This window comes from Streptomyces sp. NPDC058052 (assembly GCF_042885515.1).
Classification (GTDB): Bacteria; Actinomycetota; Actinomycetes; order Streptomycetales; family Streptomycetaceae; genus Streptomyces.
The window spans coordinates 110381-125358 of sequence record NZ_JBHVRX010000002.1; the positions used below are offsets into that span (position 1 = coordinate 110381).

Consider the following 14978-nt stretch of genomic DNA (forward strand, 5'->3'; position numbering starts at 1 on the left):
CGCCTCAACCTCTTAGATGCGATCACCCCCTTTCTTAATTTTTATATCTTGTGTTTCGTTGTGGTCCGCCGCGCCCACCCCTAGGGGTGCGGCACGTCCAGACATCAGCAGACGTTCGCGAGAACGGTGCCGAACACGACCTTCTTGGCCACCGGCTTGGTGTACTTACGCATGGAATCCACCTCCTTCAGAGACACGCCGAGCATCCCGTGAAGTGCCAATTCTTGGCATAGGCAGACCAATGAAGAGGCTTCCGCGCACAGCACGGCACAGCCATCTGACGAAAAAACGGAACACGATCCCTAGAACGGAATCAAAAGTTCCGGAAAATCTCCCCGTCGCGCTCCACTGGCGCCATTTCCCCGTTACAGCCCCGCTTATTGATCTCAGTTGATCACTCGATCCAGCCATGCGTCAAGCACCTGCGAACAAGTTCGGGGAAGCCGACCGACTCACCCCCGGACGTCCGATTGATCCCCCCTCCCAAGCTGCACTTTTCGCCCTTTGAGTGGCGCTCAATTCAGGTTCAGTTATTCGGAATTCAACATTCCAGAAATACCAGTTGTCCAGATACTGGACGTATAGAGAGGAATGGCCGAGCGCCTGACCGCGCATTGCAGCCGCACTCCGCGCCGCTAAGGTGAGGCCCTTGCAAGGCCCTTGCACAACGGACCTCGGAGGGGAAATGACCGATCTGGCCTCGGAGCAGGAAACGGCGCCGAAGAAAACGCACGCCGGCGTCTTCTGGCGTTTCTGGACGGCATCCACCGCCAGCAACGTCGGCAGTGCGGTCACCGCGGTGGCCCTGCCGCTCGTCGCGGTGGAGACCCTGGACGCCTCGAACTTCGAGGTGAGTCTCCTTGCAGCCGCAAGCTATGCGGCCTGGCTCTTCATCGGACTGCCGGCCGGTGTGATCGTCCAGCGGCTGCCGCTCCGCGGGACACAGGTCGCGATGGACCTCGTGCGCGCGGCGGCGATCCTCTCGGTCCCGGTGGCAGCCTTCCTCGACGTCCTCTCCATCGCCCAACTGGTCGTGGTGGCCCTGGTGATCGGGCTGGCGAACGTCGTCTTCGACGTCGGCAACTCCTCCTTCCTGCCCTCGATCGTCAGCAAGGAGGAGCTCACCGCGCGCAACAGCCTCACCTCCGCGTCCGGCGCCGCGACCGACCTCGGCGGCCCGTCGCTCGGCGGCTTCCTCGTCCAGCTCTTCGGGGCGGCCACCACCCTGATCGTCGACGCGGTCAGCTACGTGGTCTCCGCGATCCTCCTCTGGACGCTGCCCCGGCCCGCCCCGACGCCGCCGGCGCAGTCGGGCGACTCCTTCGTCACCCTGATCAAGGACGGCGTCCGTTACGTCGTACGCCACCGCGTCATCGCGCCGTGCGTGGCCGTCGCCACCCTCATCAACTTCGTCGCGGGCGCCCAGATGGCCCTCACCCCGGTCTTCCTGGTCCGCACCCTGGACGCGCCCGCGGCCGCCGTCGGCGTCCTGATGGCCTCCGGAGGCGTGGGCAGCCTGATCGGCGCGGCCTGGACCCCGCTCGTCAGCAAGCGTCTGGGCAGCGCCAAGGCCGTCATCCTCGCCGCCTTCACCGCGGCGGCGTCGACCGTCCTGATGCCGCTGGCCGGCGAAGGGTGGTCGATCGTCCTCTTCGCCCTCGGCAGCGCGGGCTTCACCACCGGCGTCGTCGTGGTCAGCGTCCTCACCCGGACGCACCGTCAGACCGTGACTCCGTCGGACCTCCTGCCGCGCGTCATGGCGACGGTGCGCTTCATCTCCTGGGGCGCGATCCCGTTCGGCGCCCTCGCCGCCGGCCTCGCGGCCACGACCTTCGGCCCGCGCACCGCCCTGTGGCTGACCTGCCTGGTCATCGCCATCGCCCCGGTGGTCCTCCTGCTCAGCCCGATCCGCCGGATGCGGGACTTCATCACGGAAGGCGAGTGACCCGGCCGGCCCGCCGTCCCGACCTCACGCACCCTCCCCTCCCGTCCCCCCCTCCGGCCGTCGCCGCGCATCCCGCGGCCGACGGCCGGAGGACCGTCGCAGCGCGTCCGCGCGTCCGCGCGTCACCCGGTGGACCGTTGACGCCTCCACCCGCCGGGTCGCCGTACAGTGAAACCCCAGGCCAGAGGGGTGCGTTCGAACGATGGGGGAGCAAAGACGGACCTCGCCGGCCCCTCGGCCGGCGCGATCCCTCCGCGACCTCCGGACGACGCGGTCCTGTGGATCGAGCCGTGCCCGGACACCGATCCGGAGTCGGCGGCGACGACGGGAGAGTCGGTGCGGCCGGCGTTCGTCGCCTCGCTCCAGCACCTGCCGCCGAAACAGCGGGCGGCGCTCATCCTCCGGGACGTCCTGGGCTTCTCGGCCCGTGAGGTCGCCGAGCTCCACGGCTCGACGGTGGCCTCGGCCAACAGCGCCCTGCAACGTGCCCGTACGACTCTGGCGGCGCGCCGGGACCGGCGGACCGACGACCTCGCGGTGGAGCCGCCGGAGACCGTCCGCCGCGTCCTGGCCGAGCGGTACGCGTCGGCCTTCGCCCGGTACGACATGGAGGAACTCGGCCTGCTCCTGCACGTCGACGCCACCCTGTCCCTGCCGCCGTACGCGACGTGGATGCGCGGCCTCTCCGACATCCGGGCGTGGCTGAACGGCCCGGCCGTCGGCTGCCGGGGCTCTCGCCTGCTCCCCACCGCGGCGAACGGCACTCCCGCCTCCGGCCAGTACCGGCCGGCTCCGGACGGAACGGGCTATGTGCCGTGGGCCCTTCAGGTCATCGACTTCACCGGCGACCGCATCGCGGGCATCACCGCGTTCCGTGACACCGACCGCTTCTTCCCCCTCTTCGGGCTGCCGGACCGTCTGGACGAGAGCGCCGGCGGCGCCGATCGGGGACACTTCGCCGGGTGATCGTCATGCAGCCCGTCCTGGAGACGGAGCCCTCCGGCGGCTTCGGGCTCTGGCCCGTCGCCGCGCCCGCCCCGTCCGGCTTCCTCGCGCTCTCCGGCACGCTCTCGTGGACCGAGGTCGGGACGGCGGTGCGGTCCATCGCCGGCTGCAACGACATCGACCCCGACGGCGACCGCCCGCCTCGTCCGGCCGATCCGCTCGGCTCCTTCCTCCACGGTCTGCTGACCTTCGACACCCTCTTCGCGGCGGGCGGCCTGCGGGTCGCCGACCGCTCCACCGGGGTCGTCTTCGCACCCGGCTGCTGCGACGGCCTGGAGGACTGGCGGAGCTGGTACGGCCTCCTCGGCGGGGGCAGCACGCTCGGCTTCGGCCACGACCCCGTGACGCCGCTCGCGGAACACCTCGGCGGAACCCTCCTGCTCACCGTCGACACCGCGCGGCACGACAGCCCGGTCGTGCGGCTGCCGGCCACCGCGCTCCACGGTCTGCTGGCCGGCGTCGAACGCGACCTGACCGACTTCCTCGCGCTGGCGGCCGACTGGGCCTCCCGGCACGTGCCCGAGCATCGTGTTCCCGTCACCGCCGCCCTCGCCCTCGCCCTCGACCTCCCCCCGCAGGCCGTCCCGCCGGCGCCGTGACGACCGGCGTCCCGGCGGCTCCGGGGTGCTGATGCCGCTGGATCCGCTCGGGGGCGATGCCCGTGCGCGGTGGGGTCACGGGCGCCATTCGGGGGCCGGGTCCTCGGAGAGCAGCGGCCGGAGGGCGCCGATGGCCGCGCCGACGCAGACGTCGCGCAGCTGGGTGCGGGTGCAGGTCTCGCGGGTGAGCCAGTCGACGCACAGGACCTGGACGAAGACCAGCCAGCTCTTCAGGACGCCGGACACCGCCTCGCGGGCGCCGTCGTCCGCGAGGGGCAGCCCGGCCAGCAGGCGCGCGCGGAGCGCGTCCAGCTCGTTCGTCATGATCGTCTGGATCACGGGGTCGCCCGCGAGGACCCGGTTCGCGGCGAGGACGGCGTTGCGGTTCGCCACGAAGTAGTCGAGGTGGACGTCCATGCCCTGGACGAGCTGCTCCACCAGGGAGTCGGCCGGGTCGAAGCGGGTGTCGGCGAGCAGCCGGTCCGCCGCCTCCTGGTAGACGGCCGCGAAGAGGGCGTGCTTGCTGGGGAAGTGACGGTAGAGCAGGGCCCGGGAGACTCCCGCCTGTTCGGCGACGTCCTCCATCAGCACGTCGGCGTACGGGTGCGCGGCGAAGAGGCGTGCGCCGACGCCGAGGAGCTGGGCGCGGCGGTCGGCGGGAGCGAGTCGCTGTCGGGGAGGCACGAGCGCAGCTTAGTTGACATGTGTCTACTAACGCGCCCAGTCTAGGAGCCGCGTGTCGACCACGCTCCGCCACGACGGCTCGGAGGAATCATGGCCAAGACTCTGCGCGTCCTCACGTCACTCATGGGCTGGGCCTGTGTGGCGATCGGCCTGCTCCATGTGGCGCTGGGCAACGCGGCGATTCCCGGCGCGGGCGACGCCGGGGCGACCGTCGACAGCCTGGGCCGCTTCCTGGGAGCGGCCTTCGCCGGATACGGGCTGGCCTGGCTCTGGGCGGCGCGGCAGCGTCCGATCCCGGCCCAGGCGGTGCGGTGGCTGGCCGGCGTCTTCCTCCTCGGCGCCGTGGGCCGCCTGCTCTCCCTCGCGGTGCAGGGCAGGCCGCACGACTTCCAGGTCGCCCTGACGGTGGTCGAGCTCGTCCTGCCGCCGGTGCTCTTCTGGCTGGCCGACGCGGAGGAGCGGGCCCTGCGCGCCGGCGTGGGGGCGGTGGCCGCCGACCGGTGAACCCGCCCGCCGCACCCACACCCGGGACCGGGACCGCACCCGCGACCGGGACCGGGACCGCCGGGGACGCACGGCACCGGCCGGGCGGGTCAGTCGAAGGCGACGACCAGCCGGACCGCCTCGTCGCCGTAGCGGCCCGCCAGCGCCTTCATCACGGCGAAGACGTGCGACCAGGCGGAGCCGGGCCCGAGGAGGACGCCGGCCGTCAGCGGTTCGTACCGGCAGCGCAGCCCGCCGGACCGCCACTCCGACGGGCCGGCCGAGCGATCGAGTCCGGCCGGCGGAGGTCCCACCTCTGCCAGCACCTCCGGCGGCCACCGGCCGGGCACGAGCCGCTGGTTCAGCCGCGAGGGCAGGGACTCGGCCGACCAGGTGAGCCGCCCGGCGTAGTGGCCGGGAGCGGACGCGGGGTCCAGCCCGGCGATCTCGCCCCAGGAGACCCACGTGGCACCGTGGAGCTCCCCCGCCTCCGCCCACGGCTCCAGCTGGGTCCGCAGCCCGCCCGACAGGTCGGGGGGCAGGCCGCGCCCGGCGGCGAGGGGCCGGAAGCCGGCGTCGTTGCGCACCCCGAACAGGCAGCCGAAGGAGGCGTAGTCCGTCTCGTCGTACAACGGCCACAGGTCCATCGCCGCGACCCATGGCTCGCCGTCGTAGTAGTCGGTGCCGGCACCGGGATGGCGGAACTCGATCCCGCCGTAGATGTCCGTGCTCATGCGCGGACCTCGTCCGGCGCTCCGCCGGGTGCCGCCGCCGTGGGCGCCGGCTCGGGCGCCGGCTCGGGGCGGGTGCGCGCGCCCCAGCGGACGAGTGCGGGGCCGGTGGCGCCGACGGCGGCGAAGAACACGCCGAGAAGGAGCCAGCCGGACGTGCCCAGTCCGAGGACGACGGTGGTGAGGAGGGCGGGGGCGAGGGCCTGGCCCGCGCTGAAGCCGAGCCCCAGGAGGCCCTGGTACTGGCCTTGGGCGTGGTCGGGTGCCAGACCGAAGCCGATGGCGAAGCAGGCCGAGGACTCCCAGATCTCCCCGAGGCTGTGCACGAAGACCGCCACGACGGCGAGGACGACGGCCGCCCACACGGGGGTGTGCGCGGTCAGCGCCATCATCGGGCAGCTCAGGAGGAAGAGCAGGCCCGCCGTGCGGAACGCCCTGCCGCCGTCGCTCGGGGTCTCGACGCGGGAGCCGATCCTGGTCTGCAGGAGGACGCAGACGCCCGCGCTGATCGCCGAGACCGCGACCACGGTCCAGCGCGGTGCGTCCGTGTGCGCGGAGATCCAGATCGGCAGGATCAGCGACAGCGTCGCGTACTGCAGTCCCATCGCGCCGTACAGGGCCGTGAAGGCGACGAACGGCCGGTCCCTCAGGGCGAGCCAGCGCCGCTCCAGCGGCGGCGCTGCCACCGCCTCGTAGTGCGGGAGGAGCAGGAGGAGGAGGGCGCAGAGCGCGAAGCTGGCCGCGTTGCCGAGGATCAGCACGAGGTAGGCCGTACGGGAGTTCGCCGCCACCGCGAATCCGGCGCCCACCGTTCCCAGGACGACGCCCAGGTTCACGTACGTCCTGAGCTTCGCCCGGAACAGTGCGGGGCGGTCGGTGCCGACCCGCACCACGAGGGCGCCCCAGGCCGCGCCGCCGACGGCCGCCGCGAGCTGGTCGACGGCGGCGACGACCGCGAGGCCCGCCCAGCTCTCGACGAGGACGAGCGCGGACATCGCCACCGCCTGGACCGCCAGGGCGAGCATCATGATGGTGCGCGGTCCGCGCCGGTCGGCCAGATGGCCCCCCGGTACCCCCGCGAGGAGGCCGATCAGTCCGGCGACGGTGAGGGCGGCGCCCACCTGCACGGCCGGCAGACCCACGACCAGCGTGAAGTAGAGCGCCGAGGCCGTGTTGAAGAGCCCGTTGCCGACCCGGTTCACGAAGCTGGCCAGGATCAGCACCCGCTCCGACCTGGTGTTCCCCGCCATCCGGGCTATGCGTCCGGCTGCTCTCCCCTTGATCATGCCCGAAATCTAGCAGCGCCCCCGGAGCGGCCCCCGGCGCTCCTCCGCCGGGTCCGGGGGCGTCGCGGCCACCCGTTCCGGCGGGCGGCGAGGGAGCCGAAGGCCCCGGGTGGCACCCGGCCCGCGCGCCGGGAGCACCGGCCGGGGCTACGTTGGGAACGTCAGGGGCGGAGCGAGCGGCCCTGCCCCTGACCCTCCCCGCGGCGCGCCGGAGCGGTGGGCCGGCTCCCGGGAGGGGCGGCCGTCCGTCACCCGGGCAGCACCTGACCAGGTGACTCGGCGGCGGTGGCGGCGAACTCCGCGAAGCCCATGTTGCCGAGCGACACGCACGTGTGGACCGGGTGCACGGCGGCGGGCACGGCGCGGAACTCACGCGGGTTGGGCCTGTCGATCAGGTCCTGGTAGTAGACGGGATCGAGGCCGCTCCTGTCCTCCCAGGACGTCGTCAGCGCGAGCAGCGCCCGTACCGGCGACTCCATCGTGCGGCGGTCGGCGAGAAAGACGACGGGGAGGTCCTCGTCCTCCTCCACGGCGGCGAACACCTCGTCCGCGGTCGCTCCCGACCAGGCGGGGTCGTCGACCACCCGCACCGAGGCGGGGAACTCACCGTCGTCCCCCCAGGGCAGATGCAACTCCCGCACCACCGCCTGCCATTGTCCGTCGTCGCTGAAGTCGGTCCTGATGACGAGGGCGTCGAACGCGTCGCGTCCGTCGCTCTCGGGCAGGACGCGCTGAGGGCTCTCCGGGTTCGTCATGGCGAGGACTCTCGCACGCGGCACCGACATCCGGTCCGGCCGCGTCACGTGATCGTCCGCCCCAGGGCCGACCGGCGGGTTCCCGGAGGGCGGAGGCCAGGCCCGTCACCCCGCCGCCGTCCGGACCAGCGGGCTGTGTCCGATGGCGTTGTGGACCAGGAAGCTGACCGCGTCCGGACGGTAGCGGTCGTCGGACCATTCGACCGGGCGGCCGTCGTGGGTCGTGGTGACCCGGCGGACGCGCAGGAGGGGGCTGGTGCGGCGGACGGAGAGGAGACCGGCGTCCTGCGCCCCGGCCGCCACCGCGTCGATGACGTGCTCGCCGTGGGCGAAGACCAGGCCCGTCTCGTCGTAGAGGCGCTGGGTGACCGAGGCGCAGTCGGGGTCGAGGGTCTCGACGGCCGGGGAGATCCAGTCGGCGTAGACGGTGCGTTCGACCAGGACCGGATCGCCGTCGAGTCCCCGGACGCGCAGCACGTTGAGCAGGGGGACGCCCTCGGCGAGGTGGAGGCGGGTGGCGTCCTCCGGGGTGGCGGGGCGGTACTCCTGGGCGAGGACCCGTCCGGTGGCCTCGCGGCCCATCGCCTGCGCCCACTGGGCGAAGCTGCGCAGCTCGGCGAAGCTCTGGCTGCGGCGGCCGGCCAGGACCACGCGCCGGGCGCCCTGCCGGGAGCCGATGAGGCCCTCGGCGGTGAGGGCGGCGACGGCCTGGCGCACGGTGCCCCGGGAGACGCCGTACTGGGCGGCGAGTTCGGTCTCGGCGGGCAGCCGCGCGCCGACCGGGTACTCCTCGCGCCGGATCGCCCGTCGCAGCTCCGCGGCGATCTGCTCGTGGCGCGCGGTCATCGCTGCCCCTCCTCGGTGTCCGTGGCCCGTGGGCCGTGCCTGGGTTCGTGTGCCGTGCCGTGCCGTGCCGTGCCGCGCCGTGGTGCGGGGCGCGGACCGTGTCGCGGGTGCCGTGGTGCGGGTGCCGGGCCCTGGCCGTACGCGGTGGGGCGTACGTCGTGTGCGCAGTCCCGCAAGGGTAGTTGAACCCGTCCGTGGCTGGAAAGCGACGTCAATGTGCAGGAGATCGCGGGGAAGCGTTCCGTCCTCGTTCATCCTCACGTCATCGACGCCGGGCGTACTGAGGCCGACTTGTTCAGACAAGTTGAGACCCCGACCCCCTCCCTGGAGATTCCGTGCCCGTCCCCGCGCACCTCCCGAGAAACGCCGTCCTCGGCGGTTCCCTCGCCCTCGTCGCCGCGCTCGCCCTCACCGCCTGCGGCGCCGCACCCGAGAACACCGGCACCACCGCCGACGGCAAGAACGCCGCCACCGCCACCTCCGCCGCCGACCTCGGCGGCATGGACGCCCTCGTCGCCGCGGCCAGGAAGGAGGGCAGGCTCCACGCCATCGCGCTGCCCCGCGACTGGGCCAACTACGGCGCCCTCATCGACGGCTTCCAGAAGAAGTACGGCATCGAGATCGAGGTCGAGAACCCGGACGCCTCCAGCCAGGACGAGATCAACGCGGTCACGTCCCGCAAGGGCCAGGACCGCGCCCCCGACGTCCTCGACCTGGGCAGCTCCTTCGCCCTCAGCGCCGCCCAGCAGGGCCTCCTCGCCCCGTACCGGGTGACCGCCTGGGACGACATCCCCGAGGAGCAGAAGGACCCGAAGGCCCGCTGGTACAACGACTACGGCGGCTACGTCTCCATCGGCTGCGACGCCAAGCGCGTCAAGAACTGCCCGACCACCTTCAAGGACCTGCTGAAGCCCGAGTACAAGGGCCAGGTCGCCCTCAACGGCAACCCCACCAAGTCCGGCTCCGCGTTCGCCGGCGTCTTCGCCGCCTCCCTCGCCCAGGGCGGCTCCTTCGACGACATCCGGCCGGGCATCGACTTCTTCGCCCAGCTGAAGAAGAACGGCAACTTCACGCCCGTCGAGTCCACCCCCGCCACCGTCGAGAAGGGCGAGACGCCCATCAGCATCGACTGGGACTACCTGAACGCCGGCTACGCCCAGGAGTTCGCGTCCAAGGGCCTCGACTGGAAGGTCGCCGTCCCCGCGGACGGCCGCTACGCCCAGTACTACTCGCAGGCGATCAACAAGGACGCCCCGCACCCGGCGGCCGCCCGGCTCTGGCAGGAGTACCTCTACAGCACCGAGGGCCAGAACCTGTGGCTCAAGGGCTTCGCCCGCCCGGTCCTGATGCCGGCCATGGAGAAGGCCGGCACCCTCGACCAGGCCGCCGCGCTCAAGCTGCCCGCCGTCTCCGGCGTCCCGTCCTTCCCGGCCGAGGCCCAGCAGGCCGGGGCCAAGACCGCGCTCGCCCAGGGCTGGGGCAAGGCCGTCTCCGGATGACCGCCTCCGCCACCGTCGCCGTCGCCGCCGGGCGGACCCCCGCCCGGCGGCGGCGCCGCTCCCCCGCCTGGCTCGCCGTCGTCCCGCTGCTCGCGTTCACCGCGATCGCCTTCGGCGTCCCCGCCGTCGCCATGCTCGGCGGCGCCCTCACCGTCGACGACCCGGCCACCGGCGCGAGCGCGTACGGCACCGGGAACCTGAGCGCCTCCCTCCAGGGCGCCTATCTCACCGCGCTCCTCGGGAGCGTGGAGCTGTCCGCGACGGCCGCCGTGCTGGCCGCCCTGCTCGGGCTGCCCCTCGCCCAGGCCGTCGTCACCTCCCGCTCCCGCGCCCTGCGCGAGGCCGTGCTGACCGCCTCCGGCGTGCTCGCCAACTTCGGCGGCGTCCCCCTCGCCTTCGCGTTCGTCGCCACCCTCGGCAACTCCGGGGTCCTCACCCGGCACCTCGGCCTCACCGACCGGGGCTGGAGCCTCTACAGCTTCTGGGGCCTGGTCCTCGTCTACCTGTACTTCCTGATCCCGCTGATGGTGCTCACCATCACCCCGGCCCTCGACGGGCTGCGCACGCAGTGGCGCGAGGCCGCCCGCAACAACGGCGCCACCACCCTCCAGTACTGGCGGCACGTCGCCCTGCCCGTCCTGGCACCGAGCCTCCTCGGCGGGTTCGTGCTGCTGTTCGGCAGCGCCTTCGCCGCGTACGCCACGGCCGCCGCGATGGTCGGCAGCACCGTCCCGCTCGTCACCCTGCAGATCTCCGACGCCCTCTCCGGCAACGTCCTCGTCGGCCAGGAGAACGTGGCGCTCGCACTCAGCCTCGACATGGTCGTCGTCGCCGGGCTCGTCATGGCCGTCTACCTGCCCCTGCAACGCCGGAGCTCGCGATGGCTCGACTGAACCCCACCACCCGCGCCTGGCGTCCGGCGGTCCTCGGACTCGCCGCGCTCTACTTCCTGGTGCCGCTCGCCGCCTCCGTGGTCTTCACGGTCGACGTGCCGGGGCAGGGCCTCACCCTCGACGCGTACACGAAGATCCTCGGCACCGAGGGCTTCACCGGCAGCCTCCTGCTCTCGCTCGGCCTCGCCGCCGCCACCATCGCCCTGGTGCTGCTGCTCGTGGTGCCCGCCATGGTCGCCCTGCGGCTCGGCGCGCCCCGGCTGCGGCCGGTCGTCGAGGCGGTGTGCTCGCTGCCGCTCGTCGTGCCGCCCATCGCGTTCGTCGCCGGCATCGGCACCGTCCTGAAGTGGGGCCCCGAACACCTCGCCCGCACCCCCCTCTTCCAGACCTTCGTCGCGCTGCAGAACCCGGACTTTCCCCTCGTCCTCGTCCTCGCCTACGTGGTGATGGCGCTGCCCTTCACCTACCGCGCCCTCGACGCGGGGCTCCGGGCCGTCGACGTCCGCACCCTCGTCGAGGCCGCCCGCAGCTGCGGCGCCGGTCCCGTCCGGGCGCTGGTCACGGCCGTGCTCCCGAACCTGCGGGGCGCGCTGATGAACGCCGCCTTCCTCACCCTGGCGCTGGTCCTCGGCGAGTACACGGTCGCCCAGCTGCTCGGCTTCCGGCCCTTCGCCGTGTGGATCGTGAACATCTCCGGCTCCCAGGCCCAGATGTCCGTCGCCGTGTCCGTGCTCAGCCTCCTCGTCACCTGGGTGCTGCTCCTCGCCCTCGCCGGGGCGGGCGGCCGCTCCCCCGGCGCCCGCCGCGCCCGTACCGCCAAGGGATCACCATGACCGTCACCCCCACCGCCCCCACGACCGCCGCCACCGGGGCCGCGACCGTCGAATTCCGTTCCCTGCGAAGGACGTTCGGGCCGACCGTCGCCCTCGACGGGCTCGACCTGACCGTCGCCCCCGGCGAACTGCTCGCCCTGCTCGGCCCCTCCGGCTGCGGCAAGACCACCGCACTGCGGATGCTCGCCGGCTTCGAGACCCCCGACGCGGGCACGGTCCTCGTGGACGGCCGCGACATCACCCAGGTCCCCGCCCACCGGCGCGACGCGGGCATGGTCTTCCAGTCGTACAGCCTCTTCCCCCACCTCGACTGCGTCGACAACGTGGCCTTCGGACCGCGCATGCGCAAGGCCGGCAGGACCGAGCGGCGCAAGCAGGCGGCCGAGCTGCTGGAGCTCGTCGGCCTCGGCGACAAGGGCGGCCGCTATCCCCACCAGCTCTCCGGCGGCCAGCAGCAGCGCGTCGCGCTCGCCCGCGCGCTCGCCCTCCGCCCGCGTGTCCTGCTGCTCGACGAGCCGCTGTCCGCGCTCGACGCGAAGGTACGGCTCACGCTGCGCGAGGAGATCCGCCGCATCCAGCGCGAACTCGGCATCACTACACTCTTCGTGACGCATGATCAGGAGGAGGCGCTGTCCATGGCGGACCGGGTCGCCGTGATGCGTGACGGCCGGCTCGAACAGTGCGCGCCGCCCGCCGAGCTGTACGGGCGACCGGCGACGGCGTTCGTCGCCGAGTTCGTCGGCACCATGAGCCGCGTCCCCGGGCGCCTCGACGGCGGCACCGGCGGCTTCGTCGACGTCCTCGGCCTCCGGCTCCCCGTGGACGGCGACGCCCCCACCGCCCGTGAGGTCGACGTGCTCGTCCGCCCCGAGGACCTCCGGGTCACGACGGACGGCGCGTGCTCGGCCCGGATCGTCGCCACGGCCTTCCTCGGCGCGACCACCCGGCTCACGGTGCGGCTCGCCGACGCCACCGAGGTCAAGGCCGACCTGCCCACCCACGAGGCCGCCGCCCTCGCGGCGGGCGACGCCGTGACGGTGACCCCGCGCGAGCGCCCGGTCCTCGTCGCCCCCCGCACCGCCTGAACCACCCGGCCCCGCACCCGTGGCGCGGGCCGGGCGCGACCCCACCCGTACGAAGAGAGAGCGATCCGCGTGACCACCGAAGACCCCCTGCACGCCGTCCTGTTCGACATGGACGGCACGCTCGTCGACACCGAGGGCCTGTGGTGGGAGGCGGTGGAGCAGGTCGCGGGCCGGCCGCTGACCGAGGCCGACCGGCCGGACGTCCTCGGCCGGCCGGTCGAGCACACGGCCGCCTGGCTGGCCTCGGCCGGCGGCGGCCCGCCCGCCGCGTCCCCCGGCGCCTCCGGCCGCCCCTCCGCCGCCGAGCTGGCGTCCGCGCTCCACCGGGAGTTCGCCGACCGCGTCGGCGCCGGGGTCGCACCGCGCCCCGGGGCGCTCGCCCTGCTCACCGCGCTCGCCCGGGACGGGGTGCCCGCCGCGCTGGTCACGGCCTCGCCCCGGTCCGTCGCCGACACCGTGCTCCAGGCCCTCGGAGCGCTGGGCGCACCGGAGTTCGCCGTGTCGGTCACCGCGGACGACACCGAGCGGACCAAGCCCGAGCCGGATCCGTACCTCGCCGCCTGCCGCGCCCTCGGCGTCGATCCCGCACGCTGCGTGGCCGTCGAGGACACCCCCACCGGCGTCGCCTCGGCCGAGGCGGCGGGCTGCACGGTCCTCGCGGTCCCCTCCGTCGCCCCGATCGGCGCGGCACCCCGCCGGACCGTCCTGGACGGGCTCACCGAGGTGACGCCGGAGCGGCTGCGGGCGATGGCCGGCGGGCACCTCACCGTGATGAGCTGGAACCTGTGGCTCGGCGGCGCACCGGTCGACGACCACCGGTCCAAGCAGCTGACCGCGATCCGCGCCTCCGGGGCCGACGTCGTCGGGCTCCAGGAGACCGCCGGCACCGCGACCCGGGAGCTGGCCGAAGCGCTCGGCTGGCACCACCACCAGGCGGGCGGGAACCTGGGCCTCCTCAGCCGCCACCCGATCGTCGCCCGGCTCGGCGACCCGGACGTCGGCTTCTACGGCGCGGCGGGCGCCCGCGTCCTCGTCGACGGGGCGCACGAGGTGGACGTGTGGACGGCGCACCTCCCCTGCTCCCCGTACGGGCCGTACGAGGCCGCGTTCGACGGGCTGCCCGCCGACGCGCTGGTCGCGCACGAGGAGGAGCGCCTGGCCCAGCTGCGGGACGCGCTCCGGCGGATCGCCGAGGAGGCGGGGGCGGAGCGGCCCGTCGTCCTGGTCGGCGACTTCAACGCGCCGTCCCACCTGGACCGGCCCGACGTCGCCTGGCCGGTGACGAGGGCCGCCGAGGAGGCCGGGCTGCGCGACGCGTACCGGGAGGCGCATCCCGACCCGGTGCGGGAGCCGGGCCACACCTGGTCGCCGGTCCACCCCGTCCACCCGGAGGACGGTGTCCGGGCCGGGCTCCCCGAGCCGCAGGACCGGATCGACTACGTGCTGCACAACGCCCGCGGCCTGCGCGTGCTCGCCTCCCGCACGCTGGTCGCCGGCGCGCCGTCGCCGTGGCCGGACGTCGCCGGGAACGCCTGGCCGTCCGACCACGCGGCGGTGGTGACCGCCTTCGCCCTCGGCCGGTGATCCGCGCGCCGGTGTCCTCGGCCCGGGCGCCCGGGGCCCTACCGGCCCTCGTCGGCCAGGTCGTCCTCCGCGACGGGCGCCGTGTCCTCGGAACGGACGAGGCAGGAGGCGACGACGACGAGGGGCCAGAGTGCCTGGACGCAGGTCACCATGCGTTCGGCGACGCCGGAGGCGCCGTGCCGGTTGATCTCGACGAGGAACCAGAGCGCGCCGGCGCCCATCAGGGCGGTGGCGGCGAGGGCGGGGACCGGGCGCAGCCCCCAGGGGGCGGACGGGTCCCGCCGGGCGGCGAGGACCGGCCACAGGGCGAGGAGGAGGAATCCGGCGGCGGCCAGTGAGCCGTGGCGGAGCGAGCCGCCGCTGCTGGGTGCGGGGACCAGGGCGACGAGCAGCGCCGCCACTCCCCCGCCGGCCAGCGCGAGCCGGCCGGCGGACACGGCCGCGCGCAGCCCCCAGGCGGTCACCAGGTGGCAGACGCCCAGGCCCAGGAGGGCCGAGGTCATCACCCAGAAGCCGGGGGCGCCGTAGGCGGCGAGGACGCTGATGGTCTGGGTGACGGGGTCGTAGGCGGAGCCCTGCAGGTGGCCGGCGACCGCCCAGCCGGTGATCAGCAGGACGGGGGCGCACCCCGACGAGACCAGGGCCCAGAGGGGTACGGATCGCATCGCCCCACCGTAGGGCCGGCACACGCCACCCGGACGGACCGTCACGGCTCCGTCGCGTGGCGTGGCCGCGGTGGTTCACTGGCCG

15 protein-coding genes are annotated in these 14978 nt (G+C 73.7%); 9 read left to right on the forward strand and 6 right to left on the reverse strand.

All coding sequences use genetic code 11. From position 1 onward, the window contains the following. Positions 1 to 685 precede the first annotated feature (685 nt). The 3 genes from ACFVU3_RS03095 (at position 686) to ACFVU3_RS03105 (ending at position 3549) form a co-directional block, all read left to right on the forward strand. Positions 686 to 1945: an MFS transporter gene (locus tag ACFVU3_RS03095; protein ID WP_390063164.1), complete on the forward strand. Its 1260-nt coding sequence runs from the start codon at positions 686 to 688 to the stop codon at positions 1943 to 1945. Between the two features lie 189 nt (positions 1946 to 2134). Next, the gene (locus ACFVU3_RS03100; protein ID WP_390063166.1) at positions 2135 to 2911 is read left to right on the forward strand and encodes an RNA polymerase subunit sigma-70; all 777 of its coding nucleotides are present in this window, start codon (positions 2135 to 2137) and stop codon (positions 2909 to 2911) included. Between the two features lie 5 nt (positions 2912 to 2916). After that, positions 2917 to 3549, forward strand: coding sequence for a hypothetical protein (locus tag ACFVU3_RS03105; protein WP_390063652.1), 633 nt, complete (start codon positions 2917 to 2919; stop codon positions 3547 to 3549). A 75-nt stretch (positions 3550 to 3624) separates the two neighbouring features. Here ACFVU3_RS03105 and ACFVU3_RS03110 read toward each other — a convergent pair whose 3' ends face one another. Beyond that, the gene (locus tag ACFVU3_RS03110; protein ID WP_390063167.1) at positions 3625 to 4233 is read right to left on the reverse strand and encodes a TetR/AcrR family transcriptional regulator; all 609 of its coding nucleotides are present in this window, start codon (positions 4231 to 4233) and stop codon (positions 3625 to 3627) included. A 90-nt stretch (positions 4234 to 4323) separates the two neighbouring features. Here ACFVU3_RS03110 and ACFVU3_RS03115 point away from each other — a divergent pair, with 90 nt between their 5' ends. Next, positions 4324 to 4737, forward strand: coding sequence for a DUF4345 domain-containing protein (locus ACFVU3_RS03115; protein ID WP_390063168.1), 414 nt, complete (start codon positions 4324 to 4326; stop codon positions 4735 to 4737). An 89-nt stretch (positions 4738 to 4826) separates the two neighbouring features. Here ACFVU3_RS03115 and ACFVU3_RS03120 read toward each other — a convergent pair whose 3' ends face one another. From ACFVU3_RS03120 to ACFVU3_RS03135, 4 genes are all read right to left on the reverse strand, one after another. Continuing rightward, positions 4827 to 5450, reverse strand: a complete 624-nt coding sequence (locus tag ACFVU3_RS03120; RefSeq protein ID WP_390063169.1) for a hypothetical protein — start codon at positions 5448 to 5450, stop codon at positions 4827 to 4829. Further along, positions 5447 to 6733 carry an MFS transporter gene (locus ACFVU3_RS03125; protein ID WP_390063170.1) on the reverse strand — a complete coding sequence of 429 codons (1287 nt, stop codon included), beginning with the start codon at positions 6731 to 6733 and terminating at the stop codon, positions 5447 to 5449. The genes ACFVU3_RS03120 and ACFVU3_RS03125 overlap by 4 nt, the downstream gene beginning before the upstream one ends. 248 nt (positions 6734 to 6981) lie before the next feature. Next, positions 6982 to 7488, reverse strand: coding sequence for a DUF6924 domain-containing protein (locus ACFVU3_RS03130; protein ID WP_390063171.1), 507 nt, complete (start codon positions 7486 to 7488; stop codon positions 6982 to 6984). Between the two features lie 105 nt (positions 7489 to 7593). Further along, positions 7594 to 8334 (reverse strand): GntR family transcriptional regulator, encoded by a 741-nt coding sequence (locus ACFVU3_RS03135; RefSeq protein WP_390063172.1) that lies wholly within the window; start codon positions 8332 to 8334, stop codon positions 7594 to 7596. A 335-nt stretch (positions 8335 to 8669) separates the two neighbouring features. Between ACFVU3_RS03135 and ACFVU3_RS03140 the strand changes: the two genes are divergently transcribed. The 5 genes from ACFVU3_RS03140 to ACFVU3_RS03160 all read left to right on the forward strand — a co-directional run bounded on the left by ACFVU3_RS03140 (position 8670) and on the right by ACFVU3_RS03160 (position 14228). Further along, complete coding sequence (locus ACFVU3_RS03140) at positions 8670 to 9833, forward strand: ABC transporter substrate-binding protein (RefSeq protein WP_390063173.1); 1164 nt, start codon at positions 8670 to 8672, stop codon at positions 9831 to 9833. Continuing rightward, positions 9830 to 10726, forward strand: coding sequence for an ABC transporter permease (locus tag ACFVU3_RS03145; protein ID WP_390063175.1), 897 nt, complete (start codon positions 9830 to 9832; stop codon positions 10724 to 10726). Before ACFVU3_RS03140 ends, ACFVU3_RS03145 begins: the two co-directional genes overlap by 4 nt. After that, positions 10714 to 11559 (forward strand): ABC transporter permease, encoded by an 846-nt coding sequence (locus ACFVU3_RS03150; RefSeq protein WP_390063176.1) that lies wholly within the window; start codon positions 10714 to 10716, stop codon positions 11557 to 11559. The genes ACFVU3_RS03145 and ACFVU3_RS03150 overlap by 13 nt, the downstream gene beginning before the upstream one ends. Further along, positions 11556 to 12644 carry an ABC transporter ATP-binding protein gene (locus tag ACFVU3_RS03155; protein WP_390063177.1) on the forward strand — a complete coding sequence of 363 codons (1089 nt, stop codon included), beginning with the start codon at positions 11556 to 11558 and terminating at the stop codon, positions 12642 to 12644. Before ACFVU3_RS03150 ends, ACFVU3_RS03155 begins: the two co-directional genes overlap by 4 nt. A 69-nt stretch (positions 12645 to 12713) precedes the next feature. Then, positions 12714 to 14228 carry an HAD-IA family hydrolase gene (locus tag ACFVU3_RS03160; RefSeq protein ID WP_390063179.1) on the forward strand — a complete coding sequence of 505 codons (1515 nt, stop codon included), beginning with the start codon at positions 12714 to 12716 and terminating at the stop codon, positions 14226 to 14228. Between the two features lie 38 nt (positions 14229 to 14266). On the opposite strand, the gene ACFVU3_RS03165 is transcribed toward ACFVU3_RS03160, so the two are convergent. Further along, the gene (locus ACFVU3_RS03165; RefSeq protein WP_390063180.1) at positions 14267 to 14893 is read right to left on the reverse strand and encodes a DUF998 domain-containing protein; all 627 of its coding nucleotides are present in this window, start codon (positions 14891 to 14893) and stop codon (positions 14267 to 14269) included. Between the last annotated feature and the right edge of the window lie 85 nt (positions 14894 to 14978).